This is a genomic window from Roseateles sp. (genome assembly GCF_036404855.1).
Classification (GTDB): Bacteria; Pseudomonadota; Gammaproteobacteria; order Burkholderiales; family Burkholderiaceae_C; genus Pelomonas.
Genome location: NZ_DASWYS010000269.1, coordinates 16,258 through 30,609, shown reverse-complemented (window position 1 = coordinate 30,609; position 14,352 = coordinate 16,258). Strand labels below are relative to the sequence as shown.

At 65.8% G+C, this 14,352-nt stretch carries 15 protein-coding genes; 12 read left to right on the top strand and 3 right to left on the bottom strand.

The annotated features are described in order from the left end of the window. Positions 1 to 836 (bottom strand): class I SAM-dependent methyltransferase (locus VGF12_RS17805; protein ID WP_331177384.1); only part of this gene is annotated, 836 nt, incomplete at its 3' end. Positions 837 to 1,036: 200 nt separating this feature from the next. Here VGF12_RS17805 and VGF12_RS17800 point away from each other — a divergent pair. The 8 genes from VGF12_RS17800 to VGF12_RS17765 all read left to right on the top strand — a co-directional run bounded on the left by VGF12_RS17800 (position 1,037) and on the right by VGF12_RS17765 (position 8,200). Continuing rightward, entirely contained in the window at positions 1,037 to 1,342 is a 306-nt protein-coding gene (locus tag VGF12_RS17800; protein ID WP_331177383.1) for a hypothetical protein, read from the top strand. Positions 1,343 to 1,352: 10 nt separating this feature from the next. Next, complete coding sequence (locus VGF12_RS17795; RefSeq protein ID WP_331177382.1) at positions 1,353 to 2,195, top strand: SDR family NAD(P)-dependent oxidoreductase; 843 nt, start codon at positions 1,353 to 1,355, stop codon at positions 2,193 to 2,195. A gap of 7 nt (positions 2,196 to 2,202) precedes the next feature. Then, positions 2,203 to 3,084, top strand: coding sequence for a polysaccharide deacetylase family protein (locus VGF12_RS17790; RefSeq protein WP_331177381.1), 882 nt, complete (start codon positions 2,203 to 2,205; stop codon positions 3,082 to 3,084). Next, complete coding sequence (locus VGF12_RS17785; protein WP_331177380.1) at positions 3,081 to 3,896, top strand: HpcH/HpaI aldolase/citrate lyase family protein; 816 nt, start codon at positions 3,081 to 3,083, stop codon at positions 3,894 to 3,896. The genes VGF12_RS17790 and VGF12_RS17785 overlap by 4 nt, the downstream gene beginning before the upstream one ends. A 43-nt stretch (positions 3,897 to 3,939) precedes the next feature. After that, entirely contained in the window at positions 3,940 to 4,458 is a 519-nt protein-coding gene (locus tag VGF12_RS17780) for a MaoC family dehydratase (protein WP_331177379.1), read from the top strand. Further along, the gene (locus VGF12_RS17775; protein WP_331177378.1) at positions 4,458 to 5,624 is read left to right on the top strand and encodes an acyl-CoA dehydrogenase family protein; all 1,167 of its coding nucleotides are present in this window, start codon (positions 4,458 to 4,460) and stop codon (positions 5,622 to 5,624) included. Before VGF12_RS17780 ends, VGF12_RS17775 begins: the two co-directional genes overlap by 1 nt. Before the next feature lie 2 nt (positions 5,625 to 5,626). Then, on the top strand, positions 5,627 to 6,772 hold the full coding sequence (locus VGF12_RS17770) for a CoA transferase (protein WP_331177377.1): 1,146 nt from the start codon (positions 5,627 to 5,629) through the stop codon (positions 6,770 to 6,772). Between the two features lie 144 nt (positions 6,773 to 6,916). Beyond that, positions 6,917 to 8,200 (top strand): MFS transporter, encoded by a 1,284-nt coding sequence (locus VGF12_RS17765; RefSeq protein ID WP_331177376.1) that lies wholly within the window; start codon positions 6,917 to 6,919, stop codon positions 8,198 to 8,200. 230 nt (positions 8,201 to 8,430) lie between these two features. On the opposite strand, the gene VGF12_RS17760 is transcribed toward VGF12_RS17765, so the two are convergent. Further along, positions 8,431 to 9,474 (bottom strand): methyltransferase, encoded by a 1,044-nt coding sequence (locus tag VGF12_RS17760; protein WP_331177385.1) that lies wholly within the window; start codon positions 9,472 to 9,474, stop codon positions 8,431 to 8,433. A 22-nt stretch (positions 9,475 to 9,496) separates the two neighbouring features. Here VGF12_RS17760 and VGF12_RS17755 point away from each other — a divergent pair, with 22 nt between their 5' ends. Beyond that, positions 9,497 to 10,504: a LysR family transcriptional regulator gene (locus tag VGF12_RS17755; protein ID WP_331177375.1), complete on the top strand. Its 1,008-nt coding sequence runs from the start codon at positions 9,497 to 9,499 to the stop codon at positions 10,502 to 10,504. A gap of 10 nt (positions 10,505 to 10,514) precedes the next feature. Here the strand turns inward: VGF12_RS17755 and VGF12_RS17750 are convergent, their stop codons facing one another. Beyond that, positions 10,515 to 11,477 carry a tripartite tricarboxylate transporter substrate binding protein gene (locus tag VGF12_RS17750; protein WP_331177374.1) on the bottom strand — a complete coding sequence of 321 codons (963 nt, stop codon included), beginning with the start codon at positions 11,475 to 11,477 and terminating at the stop codon, positions 10,515 to 10,517. Between the two features lie 294 nt (positions 11,478 to 11,771). Here VGF12_RS17750 and VGF12_RS17745 point away from each other — a divergent pair, with 294 nt between their 5' ends. The 3 genes from VGF12_RS17745 to VGF12_RS17735 all read left to right on the top strand — a co-directional run bounded on the left by VGF12_RS17745 (position 11,772) and on the right by VGF12_RS17735 (position 14,047). Continuing rightward, the gene (locus VGF12_RS17745) at positions 11,772 to 12,107 is read left to right on the top strand and encodes a hypothetical protein (protein ID WP_331177373.1); all 336 of its coding nucleotides are present in this window, start codon (positions 11,772 to 11,774) and stop codon (positions 12,105 to 12,107) included. Positions 12,108 to 13,007: 900 nt separating this feature from the next. Beyond that, positions 13,008 to 13,781 (top strand): hypothetical protein, encoded by a 774-nt coding sequence (locus VGF12_RS17740; RefSeq protein WP_331177372.1) that lies wholly within the window; start codon positions 13,008 to 13,010, stop codon positions 13,779 to 13,781. Next, positions 13,772 to 14,047 (top strand): hypothetical protein, encoded by a 276-nt coding sequence (locus VGF12_RS17735; protein WP_331177371.1) that lies wholly within the window; start codon positions 13,772 to 13,774, stop codon positions 14,045 to 14,047. Before VGF12_RS17740 ends, VGF12_RS17735 begins: the two co-directional genes overlap by 10 nt. Positions 14,048 to 14,352 lie beyond the last annotated feature (305 nt).

Below are 14,352 nucleotides of genomic sequence, written 5' to 3'. Positions count from 1 at the left end.
AACATCGCTGTAGTGACGAGGTCGAACTCGCCGTCGGCAGCAGGCACGGCCTCACCGCTGGCCTGGAGGAACTCGATGTTCTCCACGCCCAACGAGCGCGCGCGGGCATGGCCATACCGCAGCACTGGGGTGGCGGTGTCGATCGCGACGACCTGGGCGTCCGGGTAGGCCTGGGCCAGCGGCACGGCGTTGTGGCCGATGGTGCAGCCGATGTCCAGGATGCGGCGCGGCTTGAAGTCCGGACGGTTTTTCTTAAGCCAATCGACCAGCGCCTGGCCGCCGCCATCCGAGTAGCTGCCCAGCGCACCGGCCGTCGTGATGAAGAGGCCAGCGTCATAGTTGGCTCCAGCGCCGATGTCGCGCGGCACCTCCTCGGTGTGGTAATTGCCGGGCATGCAGTGAATGTCGACGGCCGTGGCGTAGCGCGGCGAACGGATGGCGGGATCAAGCTTGAGCGTGGGCGCCCCCTCGTTGACGCGGTCAGCCGCGTCTCGCAGCGCGCCGAGCTGGCGGTAGACGACGCTGCGACCAGCTTGCTGGCGCTGCTCCATGGTGTTGCGGCGCAGCGCACTCCACAGCTGGTAGTGCAGATCCTTCTGCATGGCGCGGCGCACCTCGTGGCGGTCCGCCGGCTCGCGCCCGTTGGCGGCCACGAATGCAGGCTTGACACGCGTCTCGTAGGCCAGCTTCACGCCGGGCAGCACCGCCTGAGACAGGTGCATGTTGAGCCGCATCAGGAAGTCGAAGCGCGCGACTTCGTCATGTGTGGCCTTGGGAAAGACCGCGTGCTGCCCAAGCTGTCGCCAGCTCGGCTGCGGCGTTTCGGATTTGCTCATGGATGCCGTCCTCGTAGAGATGGGATGAAGTTCACCTGGCGGATTGCCAACGAGCATATCCGGACAACTCATCGCCCGCAACAGTTGTTCGTACAACTTTGTTGCGTAGGACGATGGCACTTAGTCCAGCCACTAATACATTGACAAGGATCAATTGACCGATATAGTTGTCCGGACAACCAATTCATACCGCGACTTCAATGACCACCTTGATCGTTCTCTTCAACCTGAAGGACGCCCAGCAGCGCGAGGCCTACGAACAGTGGGCGCGCGAGGTCGACCTGCCGACGGCGGGAGCCCTGCCCTCCATCGAGAAGTTCGAGGTGCTGCGCGCGGCCGGCGTGCTGGGCGGCGGCGACTCGCCCTACCAGTACATCGAGGTGCTGCGCGTGCGCGACATGCAGCAACTGGGCGCGGACATCGCCACGCCAACGATGCAGGAGGTGTCACGGCGCTTCCAGTCCTTTGCCGACGCGCCGGTGTTCATCGTCACCGAGCCGGTCTGAAAGGTCCGCCATGAGCCAATACCCCGATCTGCAGGGCAAGGTAGCCATCGTGACCGGCGCCGGCCGCCGCGGCGGCCTGGGCGCAGCCATCGCCGCTCGGCTCGCCGCCGAGGGCGCCCGCGTCGTCATCGCTGACCTGGGCGCAGCATCCGGCCCGCACCTGCCGGCCAGCGCCATTGGTGCCAGCGACGAGATGAATGCTGTCGTGGCCGAGATCCGCGCAGCAAGTGGCGACGCCATCGCCGTGCCCTGCAACATGCTGGACGGCACCGCGGTCGAGCATCTGGTGGCCGAAACCGAACGACAACTGGGCGGCGTGGACATCCTGGTCAACAACGCCGGCGTCGGCTACCTGATGAAGCCCATCGTCGAGATGAGCCTGGCGGAGTGGGACACGGTGCTGGGCGTGAACCTGCGCGGCGTTTTCGCTGCCACGCAGGCCGTGGCGCGCCGCCTGATCGCGCAGGGCCGCGGCGGACGCATCGTCAACATCGCCAGCCAGGCGGCCAAGTCGGCCTTCCCGCAGGCCTCGGCCTACTGCTCATCCAAGCATGGCCTGGTAGGCCTGACACGCGTGGCGGCCATCGAGCTGGCGGCGCACGGCATCACGGTCAACGCCATCTGCCCCAATCACGTGACCACGGGTCTCGGTGCCTGGCAGAACGCCCACTTCGCCAGGGCGCAAGGCAAGACCGTCGAGCAGTACCTGGCCGAGATGGCCGCCCGCATTCCGCTGGGCCGCACCGGCCTGCCATCCGACATCGCCAGCGCCTGTGCCTTCCTCTGCTCTGAGCAGGCGCAGTACATCACCGGGGAGTCCATGAACGTCTCCGGCGGCGAGGAATACCACTGAGAAGAGCATGAGTACCACCCACTGGAACTGGCCCGACGGGGCCAAATTGGCCCTGTCCATCGTCGTCAACGTCGAGGAAGGCTCCGAGTACAGCGTCGCCAAGGGCGATCCCTTCCCCGAGCCGGTGGACGAGCTCGGCGTCGTGATCAAGAAGCCGTTGCGCATGCACGGCAACGAGTCGAACTACCAGTACGGCATCAAGGAAGGCGCACGCCGCATCGTCAAGCTGCTGGACGATCACGACATCCGCGCCACCTGGACGGCCGCAGCACAGTCGTTGGAAGCGGCGCCCGAGCTGGGCCGCATCATCCAGTCTCGCGGCGACGAGGCCTGCTCGCACGGCTACCGCTGGATCCACCAGTTCCGGCTGAAGGAAGACGAGGAGCGCGCGTTCATCCGCCGCGCCGCCGAGAGTATCGAGGTCACCACCGGCACGCGCCCGGTGGGCTGGCTTTCGCGCTACCTCCACACCGAGCACACACGCCGACTGCTGCAGGAAGAAGGCTATCTGTACCACATGGACGACTACAGCGCCGACACACCGTTCTGGGACGCCGTGCCGGGCTCGGAGCAGCCCATGGTCATCGTGCCCTACGCGCTGGACTCCAACGACATGAAGATGTGGGTGTCGCCTGCCTACACGCCGGACATGTGGCTGAAGTACGCCTGCGACACCTTCGACGTGATGCTTGCCGAGGCGCAGACCGCCGAGCAGCCGCGCATGATGTCGTTGGGCCTGCACCTGCGCATCATCGGCCGCCCAGGCCGCATCTGGGCGTTGCAACAGTTCTTCGAACATGTGCGCCAGGCCAGCGGCGTTTGGATCACCACGCGCCGCGCCATCGCGGAGCAGTTCGCAGCAGCCGTCCCGCAGGAGTCCGCGGCATGATCGCCAGCGCCCGATCGCTGCTGTTCGTGCCAGGCGACCGGCCTGAGCGCTACGCAAAGGCCGGCGCCGCGGGTGCAGACCTTGTCTGCATTGACCTGGAGGATGCCGTCGCCCCGCCTGCACGCGCGCAAGCGCGCGTCGATGCGCTGGCCTTCATCGCCGCGCAGCCCGTGGGTCACCGATACGGTCTGCGCATCAATCGTTTCGCCAGCAGCGACAGCCCGCGCGACCTGGTGGCGCTGCTGGATGCCGCCGGCACCCGGCCGGCCTTCGTCATGCTGGCCAAGGCTGAATGCGCGCACGAGTTGCGGCTGCTGGCCGGCTTGCTGCCCGCCGTGCCGCTGATCGCGTTGGTCGAGAGCCCGCACGGCGTGGCGCACGCGGCGGAGATGGCCACCGTGCCGCAGGTGGCTGCACTGATGCTGGGCGGCGCAGATCTGGCGGCCGAACTGGGCTGCGACTTCGCCTGGGAGCCGCTGCTGGGGGCCCGCCACGCGCTGGTGGCCGCGGCCGCACAGGCCGGAGTTGCCGTCATCGACGTGCCCTGGCTGGACGTGGCCGACGCCATCGGCGCCCAGGCCGAGACGGCCCGCGTAGCCGCGCTGGGGTTCACCGCCAAGGCACTGATCCACCCGAACCAGGTGGCGCCCATTCATACCGGCCTGAGGCCCGCGCAAGAGGTTCTGACCCGTGCGCGCCGAGTGGTTGGCGCCTGCGCTGCCGGCCCCGCCGCCGCGTTGCTGGACGGTCGGCTGATCGACCGCCCGGTGCTGCTGGCCGCGCAGCGCGTGCTGCGGCGCGCCGGCGAATGAACAACTCCCCTCGAACACGAACACTTTTGGAGCAACCCACATCATGGTTCAGAACGTCAAGACCGTCGGCGAAAACCGCTACCGCGAAACCTTCGGCCGTCACTACGAGGAATTCAAGGTCGGCGACATCTACGAGCACCGCCCCGGCCGCACCATCACCGAGACGGACAACACCTGGTTCACGCTGCTGACGATGAACACCCATCCCATGCACTTCGACGCCGAGTACGCCAAGGCATCCGAGTTCGGCAAGTGCATCGTCTGCTCGCCCTTCACGGTCGCGCTGATGGTGGGCATGAGCGTCACCGACGTGTCCCAGAAAGCCATCGCGAACCTGGGCTGGGGCGACATCAAGATGACTCACCCGCTGTTCGCCGGGGACACGCTGACAGCGGAATCCCAGGTCCTGGAAAAGCGTGAGTCCGCCAGCCGTCCTGGCGCCGGCATCGTCACCGTCAAGACCACCGGCTTCAACCAGCACGGCAAGATCGTCTGCCACTTCACCCGCACCATGCTGATCGCCCGCCAAGGCCACAGCGTGGAAGACAAGGTGGGTTACTGATGAGCACGGCATCGCAAAGCTGGACCGAGGAGGATGAGCGCGCCGTCCTCGACAGCATCGAGACCTGGGTGGAGAAGGAGGTCCGCCCCATCGCGCGTCACTTCGACCAGGCCGACGAGTATCCGCACGAGCTCGTCGAACAGATGAAGGAACTGGGTCTGTTCGGCGCCACCATTGGCCAGGAGTACGGCGGCCTGGGCCTGTCGGCCCGAACATACGCCAAGATCGTCACCAAGGTGGCGTCAGCCTGGATGGCGCCCTCGGGCATCTTCAACTCGCACCTGATCATGGCCTCGGCCATCGAACGTTTCGGCACCGAGGCCCAGAAGGCGGAGTTTCTTCCCCGGATGGCCAGCGGCGAGTTCCGCGGCGGCATCGGCCTGACCGAACCCAACGCCGGCACCGACCTGCAGGCCATCCGCACGGTGGCCCGCAGGGAGGGTGACCACTACGTCGTCAACGGCGCCAAGACTTGGATCACCAACAGCCTGAACGGCCACGGGATCATGCTGCTGGTCAAAACTGACCCGGCCGCCAACCCGCGCCACAAGGGCATGAGCTTGCTGATCGCGGAGAAGACCGAAGGCTTCATCGTCGCCAACAAGATGAAGAAGCTGGGCTACAAAGCCATCGACACCTGCGAGCTGGTGTTCGACAACTACCGTGTCAGCGCCGACCGCCTGATCGGTGGCATCGAGGGCAAGGGCTTCGCTCAGGTGGCGGGCGGGCTGGAGCTGGGCCGCATCAATGTGGCCGCGCGCGGCTGCGGCATCGCCGTCGGCTCGCTGGAACTGGCGCTTCGCTACGCGCAGGAGCGTCAAAGCTTCGGTAAGCCCATCGCCGAGCACCAGGCCATCCAACTCAAGCTGGCGGAGATGGCCACACAGGTTGAGGCGGCCAAACTGCTGATCGCACAGGCCGCCGGCAAGTTCGACCGCGGCGAGCGCTGCGACCTGGAAGCCGCGATGGCCAAGTTCGCTGGTTCCGAGGCGGGCGTGTTCTGTGCCAACGAGGCCATGCGCATCTTCGGCGGCTACAGCTACTCGACCGAGTATGAAATCGAGCGCTACTACCGCGATGCCATGCTGATGTGCATCGGCGAAGGCACGAACGAGGTGTTGCGCACCATCATCGCCAAGCAGCTGATCGCCCGCCACCCGATATGAGCATGCAGTCCCCCGACCTGCCGCTGAAGGGCGTGCGCATCCTGGCAGTCGAGCAGTACGGCGCCGGCCCGTTCGCCTCCATGCATCTGGCCGACCTGGGCGCAGAAGTCATCAAGATCGAGAGCCCGGGCGGCGGCGACGTGTCACGCGCCACCGGCCCGCACTTTCTCGGCGAGCACGACAGCCAGTTCTTCCAGACCTTCAACCGCAACAAGGCCAGCGTCGTGCTGGACTTGAAGAGCCCGCAAGGCCGAGCCGACTTCGAGCGCCTGGTGGCCAGCGCAGATGCGGTGCTGAACAATCTGCGCGGCGACCAACCGGCCAAGCTCGGGCTCACGCACCAGGCATTGGCTGTCGTCAAGCCTTCCATCGTCTGCGCCCACCTGTCGGCCTATGGCCGCGACAACGAGCGAGCCGCCTGGCCCGGCTACGACTACTTGATGCAGGCCGAGGCTGGTTTCATGGACCTGACGGGCGAACCCGACGGCCCGCCGACGCGCATGGGCCTGTCCATGGTGGACTACATGACCGGCGTCACCCTGGCCACGGGCCTCTTGGCCGCGCTGGTCGGCGCGCTCAGGACCGGCTGCGGCCGCGACGTGGACGTGAGCCTCTTCGACACGGCACTGTTCCAGCTCACCTACCCCGCCACCTGGTACCTGAACGGCGGGCACGTGACAAGCCGCCAGCCACGCTCGGCCCACCCCGCCACCGTGCCCTGCCAGATCTTCGGCACCCAAGATGGCCATGTGTTCGTCATGTGCATGACCGACAAGTTCTGGCAGGCGCTGCGCACCGAGCTCGCGCTGCCGGCACTTGGCGAGCCCCGCTTCGCCGACGCCGCACAGCGTCGCGCCAATAAAGCCGAGCTGATCGCGCTGCTGGACGCCGAGTTCGCCAGGCGCAGCAGCGCCGACTGGATGACTGCGCTGGCCGGTAAGTTGCCCATCGCACCGGTGCTGACCATGGCGCAGGCGCTGGACAATCCGTATGCGGAACGCGTCGGCATGCTGCAGGCGCTGCCACATGCCACAGCCCCGGGCTTCCGCGTGCTGGCCAACCCCATCAAGCTCGATGGCCAGCGGTTACCGGGGCGGGGCTGCGCAGCACTGGGCACCGACAACGCACGGCTGCTCGGTCCGGCCTGACAGCGCCAGCCCCTGCCCGGGAATGCCCCTAGGAAGCGCGTCGGAAAAGTCTTCCTAGAATCATTTTGTACGGACAACTTCTTCTGGCATGAATCGGCACTGGCCGAGAATGCCGCCCGTCAAACTCAGCTAGGACGTATTCAGATGGACATGGTTAACAACGCGCCGACCGCACAAGCGGGCAGCCAGGAATTCCGGCGCGGCTGGGGGGTGGTGCTGGCGGCCATGCTGGGCATCGGCCTGGGCCTGTCGCCCGTACCGTTCTATACCATCGGCATGCTTGCGCCCGAACTTCGCAAGGCCTTCGGCTGGGAGTTCAGCGCCATGATGGTGGGCCTGCCCATCATGACGCTGGGCGTGCTCATCGTCAGCCCGCTGGTGGGCCTGCTCGCCGACCGCTACGGCGTGCGCCGCGTGACGCTGGTGTCCATCGTGCTGTTCAGCCTCAGCTTCATGAGCTTCGCGCTGAACACCGGCTCCATCGAACTCTTTTACCTGAATTGGGCGTTGATGGCGATCTTCGGCGCCGGCACGCTGCCCATCACCTGGACGCGCGCGGTCAACAACCGCTTTGACCTGCACAAGGGACTGGCGCTGGGACTGTCGCTGCTGGGCACGGGTGTTTTCGGCTTCCTGGTCAAGCCGCTGACTGCCTGGCTCATCGCCGACTATGGCTGGCGCGCCGCCTACGTGGTGGTGGGCCTGCTGCCGCTGCTGATCTCGCTGCCCGTCGCATTGCTGGCCTTCCATGACGTCGACGGCTCACTGACCAACAGCGCGGACCGCCGAGCCGCCTTGGCACGCCGGGCGGCCGCCGCACCGGGGCTGACTTTGCGCGAATCGCTGCGCGATTACCGTTTCTGGCTGCTGGCCGTCGCCTTCGTGCTGATCTCGTTCTCGGTGGGCGGGTTGATCCCGAACATGGAGAACATCCTCAAGATCGCCGGTTTCGCCCGTGACGACATCGTGGCCCTCGTCTCGCTGATCGGCCTGTCTGTCATCGTCGGCCGCATCGCTGGCGGCTGGCTCATCGACCGCCTTTGGGCGCCGGGCGTTGCGCTGGTGATGATCAGCTTGCCGGCTTTCGCCTGCTACATGCTGGCCGATGCACAGCTGACCACGAGCAGCGCCCGCGTCGCCATCGTGCTGATCGGCATGGCCGCGGGCATTGAGTACGACCTGATGGCGTTTCTGGTGGCACGATATTTCGGCATGAAGAGCTATGGCGCCATCTACGGCGCACAGTACGGCTTCTTCGCCTTCGGTGCCGGTATCGCCCCCGTCGTGTTCGGTAAAGCGTTCGACAAGACCGGCTCCTACCACTCGGTGCTGACTCTCGCCGCGGTGTTCCTGGTGTTGGGTGCCGTGGCCCTGTTGGGATTGGGTCGCTATCGCCGTTTCGATCCCTCCAGCGCTGCCCAGGCCTGATTCGGCAACGCCTGGGCACGCCCCAAGCAATGCTCAAGGACTGAGGCATCCATCGCCCGCCCCAGGACCGGGAACCCGGGTTCTGGGGTTGGCTTGTAAGCTACGGCCGGGTGCTCGCGCTTTTCAGACGATTGCACCCGCCTGGGGATGCTCGTCTCGCTGGTCAAACGCAGAGACGGCATCGCTGCCCTGCAGGGCCTCCGGTCTCCAAGGCACCTCCTTCAGTGTTGTCATTCCCGATCGAGGACATGGGCCTCGATCAACGAGAACGCCGCCGCAGCGGGAATCGTGCGCCGCCTTGACAGACCTGCCGACCGCAGCAAGCTGTCGTAGTCCCCGGCCGTGCGCTCGCGGCCGCCCAGGCCGACCAGCATGTTGAGGTCGCTGCGCGCAGTGGTGCGGTGCTCCGGCCGGTCCTCCAGCTGTTCGGGCATGACGCGCTCGATCACCAGCACTCGGCCCTTGGGGGCCAGCGCGCCACGCGCGCGTTGCAGGATGCGCACCGCGTCCTCGTCGCTCCAGTCGTGCAGGACGCTCTTGAGCAGGACCACGTCCACGGGGCCTGGCAGGGCCGCGAAGAAGTCGCCCGACGTCGCCGTCGCACGTTCGGCTACGCCGGCTTCGCGCAGGTGCTCCAGCGCTCCCGCGACGGCATGCTCCAGGTCGAAAAGCACGCCTTGAAGACCGGGACGAGCACGCAGCACCTCGGCGAGCAGCTCGCCATGGCCGCCGCCAAGGTCCATGACGACACCTGAATCGGGCAGCGCGGATGAGCCTGCCAAGTCGACCGCAACCAGCCGCGTCAATTCCGCCATCGAACGGTGAAAGAGGTGCGCGGACTCAGCGTCGACTTCGAGATGGTCAAACCCCTTCTGACCATGTTGACGCTGGCGAGCGCTCTGCCCGGTGCGGACACTGCCCATCAGATCCGACCAGACATTCCAGGCCTGCCCAGACCACCATTGCGCATGCGCATTCAACCCCAGCGGGGCATCGCTGCGCAGCAGCTCGCCGGTCGCGGTCAGGCTGCAGCGGCCGCTCTCGAGCCGAAGCAAGCCCAGAGAGGCCAGACCCCGCAGCAGCCGATGCAAGGCCGACGCATCGCAACCGCAAGTGCGCGCCAGCGAGTCCACATCTTTGATACCCGCCGCCACATGGTTGGCCAGCTCCAGACGTGCCGCGACGCCGATGGCCTGCGTGGCCCAGTTGCCACCGATCAGTTCAACCAGATGACGGGCGGCGGCGAGCTCCTGCCCAGTTGCCAATGTCTGCATCTTCACGTCACACTCCCCGAAGGTGGACAAACTCAAAGCACTCCAGTACTTCCTTGCTGCCGCACAGACTGGCAGCTTGTCTGCCGCAGCGCGCGAGCAAGGCGTGAGCCTCCAAGCGGTGGCCAAGTTGGTGGGCGCGCTCGAGAAGCAGGTCGGAACCACGCTGTTCCAGCGAGACAGCCGCGGGCTCAAGCTCACCGCGGACGGAGCGCAGTACGCCGATGCGTGCGCACCGCTGTTGGCGCAGCTGCAGGCGGCTGACGAGGCGCTTCGTCAGGCCCGGCAGCGCCCGCAGGGCACGTTGGTGGTCGGCGGCACGCCCTTCTTTCTGCAGCACTGCATCGTGCCGGCGCTGCAGGCCTTTCATGCCGGCTATCCGGACCTGACGTTGGACCTGCGGGCCATCCTGCACCTGGGCGAGGCCGCCGCTCGGGACTGCGACCTGTTGGTTCTGCATGGCTGGTTCGAAGCCGGCGACTGGGTGCGGCGCGAGCTGGCGGTCATGCCGCAGGTCACCGTGGCGACGCCCGCCTACTGGAAGCGCCACGGCATACCTCGCCACCCGAGCGAGCTGAGCCAGCACAACTGCCTGAGCTACCGCAACCCCTATGGCAAGCTGCTGGATCTTTGGCGATATCGCCAGAATGGGCCGCAGGGCGAGGTCATCGAGCAAGTGGTCGTGCGCGGCTGGCTCAATTCCAACTATCGTGACAACCTGCTGGAACTCGCCTTGAGAGACGGCGGCGTGATGCGCATCGCCTACGCCACGGCACAAGCTGAGTTGGCCAGTGGCCGCCTGGCTCCAGTGCTGCTTGACTGGGAAATGTTGGACCCGCCGCCGTTGGCGATCTATTTCAAGCCGGAGCTGCGCCGGACCTTGCGTCTGCGCGTCTTTGCCGATTTTCTGGCCACGCACAGCACCGAGCTCGCGCAGTTGACCGATGCCAAAGGGCACACCAGCCTCGACGTCCGGCCGGCATGGCATCGCGGCAGCAGCCGACGCGCATCGAGTTGGCTGACCCATCGCTGAGTTCCTCGATTCAGTCGATGCTTGCGCCGGTCTCCCGGACGTACTGCACGTACTGAGCTTCGGCCTGGCGAATCAGTTCTCGCGCCTCGGCGGGCGGGCGAGCCCCGCCGACGATCAGTAGGCGTTCCATCTCCTGCCTGAAATCAGTTGTCAGCGCAGTCTGGTGCACGGCGGTAGCCAGGCGCTCGACGATTTCCGCAGGAAGTCGCGGTGGCCCGAGCACGAAGTGGGCCGTGATCAACGGTGCGGCGGACACGCCGGACTCGCCCAACGTGGGCACCATGGGCAGCGCGGCGATGCGTTCGGCAGTGCTGCAGCCAAGCATCACGAGCCGCCCTGAGCGCACATGAGGCGCGCTGGCGCCGACCGGCGCCACGGCCGCCTGGACACGGCCCTCGAGCAAGTCGGGCAGCATCTGAGGAAATCCCTTGTAGGGCACGCGTTCGAGCTTGAATCCCAACGCGCTTGTGATCTGACCGGCCACCATGTCCTCGGCGACGTTGTTCGAGCCCCGCATCAACGGCTGCGTACTGGACCTGGCATAAGCGGCGAACTCCGCCAACGTCTTGGCCGGCACGCTCGCAGGCACCACCAGGCATTGCGTGTTGCCGCCGATGGCCGAAACCGGCGAGAACTCGCCGAGCGACCTGTACGGCGAGACCTTGCTCAGGTGCGGCAGACCGGCGTTGGACGCCAGCGCGAAAAGCAAGGTGTAGCCATCTGGCGCTGCGTTGAGCACGGCCCCGGCCCCGAGGCCGGTGCTGCCGCCCGGGCGGTTGTCCACCAGCACCTCCTGGCCGAGCCTGACGGTCAGGCCCCTGGCCAGCGCCCGTGCCGCGGCATCGCTGGGACCACCCGCGGCAATCGGCACGATCAGCCGTATGGGCTTGCTAGGGTACGTTGCCTGCGCCTCCGCTGACGCGGTCAGCAGCGCCAGGGCGCCGACGAAGAGTCCTGTGTTCAAGAGGTTCATGTCGACGCTCCTGGCTGAGTGAATGGAGCGCAGTCTGGCGGAGTACAGGCCTGCGGGAAAGGTAGCGGCTGTTGGGGCCAGCCTGAACCATCGGTTCAGGCCGAGTCCCGATCAATGGCATCCAGAGCCAAAACAGGCGGCATTGCGCCGCCACCGACGCGCCCCTGCGGTGCCAGTCCGCGATCGAACGCGGCATGAACCAATCGTTCATGCCGCGTTTAACGCAGGGAGCATTCCCGGCAGCGCTGGCCCTGCCGATCATGTGTCGCATCGACAGGCCACTGCGAGGGCATTGTGGAAACTACTCTGAAGGTCGCCGCGGCGACGACTGGGCGAAGCCTCTCACCGAAGCGCATCACCTACGTGGGGATGCTGAGCTGGCTGTTCACGATCTTCAACTCGGTGCGAGTGCTCGCGTACGCGCCTACCTTGTGGACCATCTATGTGAATGGAGAAAGCAGCCAGCATTCCTTGATCACGTGGGCGACGTGGTTTGGCGCGAACGCCACCATGGCAGCCTGGTTGCACGAGAACAATGGGCGGCGCATGAATCGCGCGATCGCCGTCAACATCGGAAACGCATTGATGTGCCTGACGACACTGGTGGTCATCGTGCTGTATCGGGTCTAGCCAGACCAGTTTGTGCGGGACACTGCCCATGCGTGGCGGTGTGCCACTCAGCGCTGATTGCGAAATCTGGCGCCGCCCCGAGCAACGCCTCCAGCCCCACCCCGGGCGGAATGCCGCGACCGTCGAGTGCACCTGCCTCATTGGCATCCTGGCCGCCATATCTTTCATCGACGAACGCCATGGAGAGCGGCCCCCACAAGCAGGTCACGCAAAGCGCCGGGCATTGCTGTCGACCTGATCTCACTGCCAGCGCGAGGCGCACGACAAGGGCCGGGGCAAGAACGAATCGAACCGTTCAGCCAGTTGGGTCTGGCCACCTCATCATCGAAAAAGCATCAAGCAGGCCGCATCAGCAAGCTGACGGACGATGCAGGCCTGGCGGCCCTGCTAACAGGCAGACACGCCACCATCGTCCCGTCTTTCAATCGATCAGGTCCACCCGGCCTCCAAACTAATGCGGTTGCGGCGCCTGTCAGATCCTTGTCCCTCCCGTCACGGCGGGTCGGCCAGGCCAATCCGATGGGCCGGCGGCGTACTGGGTGCCGCGTCGGCCCTGAGGATCGCGCGCGCCAAAGCCGGCAAATGGTCATGGCGCCAGCACTACTTCGAAGTTGCGCACCGACTCGGAGCCTTCTCCAATCGGCCTTCGCCACACCATCGTTCGTCGACGCGGACCTCGAGCCCGGCGGTCAAAGACGCATCGTGTCCCTGATGCGGGTTGACCGGTGCATGTCGGTTGATCGAGCAGCAACGAGGGGTTCCGGACAGCACGCATGCCGTACATCCATGCGGTTGACGACCAGCCTCGTCGCGCTGCCTTGATGTCCATGGCGAGGTCGTCCGGCACCAGCTCATGGACTCCCTTTGTTCAATCAAAGGCGCTCCAACCCATTGAAATCCTTGAAGCAACTCCAGGGGGCGGGTCCCTCTCCGCCTGCGCCGGAGATGCGCATCCGCAAATTACTGTACAAATATCCAGTATTCATTCATCATGTGGCCGCCGCCGCTCTTGACGGCAGCAACGCGAGACCCCGACAGACCCAGCGCTGTCAACGCCCCATGGAATCACGTGTGAACACGAAGTCCTACATCCCCTACTTGACGAGTCCCTCTGGCAGAGCGCTTTCCGGCCAGGCCAGAGAAGCAGCGGCTCTGGCATTGGAGGCGCAGTTGGGCAGCAGCTGCCAGGTCCTTGCCGCCAAGGCGGCATTCGATGAGGCTGGCGGGGCGCACGCTCTTGGGCCTGGGCCGATGGCGGCGGTCACGCGCTGGACCCTCGCAGCGCAAGCCGCCACACAGGCCGCCTGTTCGGCTGAACAAATCTTGCAGACGGCGGCCAAGGATATCGACCCGCCGAGCACTGCCTGCCTCGACGTCGTCGCCACCGCCCGATACACCTACACGGAGATCGAATGGCTGAGGGCATTCACGGTTCACTTCGGCATGAGCGACTACTGCAACTCGCACCAGGAGGCTTTGGCCGCCGGTCGCCGATGGCTTGCTGTCGCTCGCGCCGCCTGTCCAATTGCCGCCGCTGAGCAGGAGATCCGGAACCGGCACGCCCAAACCCCTCTGTCCGCTCATGCGGCAAACAACACTTCGCCGGCCGTCGCAGGCGCTTCAGTGGCCCGTCCGACAACCGTGAAGCGCCAAGGAGCTCCGGCATGTTTCTGAACCTCAGCAACCCTGACAGCATCGTCGCCTGGTGGACCGTCATGCCGGACCGACACGGCGACTACCTGACCTACAAGCTCAAGACGAGTCCGGAATTCGCGCCGTCGATCAACGAAGCACTGCGGCGCATCGCGGCTTCTCCCGAGCTGACCGAGGCATTGGAGCAGGCGACACAACGTCGCCGCATGCGTTTGGCGCGTCAGACCGAACGGGACGACAGCCTCTCGAGCCTCCAGCTCCGACATCAGGAACTCGCCACTGCGTAGCCCACCCGCCCCAGAACCTTGCCCTCCTGCAGCGTTGTCGGTGGCCGCTGTAGACGGCACTCTTTCGGCTACCTGCCGTGGTGACGAAAGATGTGCCTGTGGGCGCGATGGTCGTGGGCACGCCGGCGCACGTCACCAAACAACGAGAGATTGCGCGGGCCGGGTGCAGCCGAGGGATCCCCCCGGAGTACGCTGGCGGCAGTGCCGTGCCCCGAGCCGCGGAGGACCAGGCGAGTCGCACGCTCAAAACAACAGAAAATCTATCTTCTGAAATCTCAGCAAGAAAGTTTTCCTGAAAAGATACT